The sequence below is a fragment of the Microbacterium sp. Ru50 genome, assembly GCF_002920555.1.
GTDB lineage: Bacteria > Actinomycetota > Actinomycetes > Actinomycetales > Microbacteriaceae > Microbacterium > Microbacterium arborescens.
Genome location: NZ_PQSV01000069.1, coordinates 1 through 525 on the forward strand (window position 1 = coordinate 1; position 525 = coordinate 525).

Below are 525 nucleotides of genomic sequence, written 5' to 3' on the forward strand. Positions count from 1 at the left end.
CTACCGAGGATGGGTTCGACCTCGGGCGTCAGCGGCTTGCGCTTACCGCCTATGCCGGAGTCGGAAGAGACGACGGACCGCGTCCTTTGCGGCGTCACGAGAACTCCTTGATCATGCGCTGGGCGGCGGTCTTGTAGACCTCCCGCATCTCGGTGGCCCGGCTGCCCAGCTCCGCGAGCGGCAGGGCCTCGTCTGCGGCGTCCTTCACCACCGACCGTGCCGGGATCAGCTCCCAGACCTTGTCCGCGCCGAAGATGCCCGGCAGCGACTTGAGATGGTGGGCGTGCCCTGCGAGACGGCCGTCGACCAGAGAGGGGATGGCGCCGGCGAAGGTCAGGTCCGGATTGCCCATCTCGGTGCGGTTGATCTCGTCCGCGATGAAGTCCCGGAACCGCACGGCACCCTCGACGCCGTCGTACTCCGGCTCCACCACCGCCACGGCCCAGCGTGCGGCCGCCAGCGCGACCTGCGTGAGGTGCCCCAGGGAGGGCTGGCAGTCGAACAAGGTGAAGTCGTAGTCGTCGT

General features: G+C 68.6%; 1 protein-coding gene. It reads right to left on the reverse strand.

The genetic code is table 11. The features are described from left to right. Positions 1-94 precede the first annotated feature (94 nt). Positions 95-525 (reverse strand): ParA family protein (locus C3481_RS16300; RefSeq protein WP_146053686.1); only part of this gene is annotated, 431 nt, incomplete at its 5' end.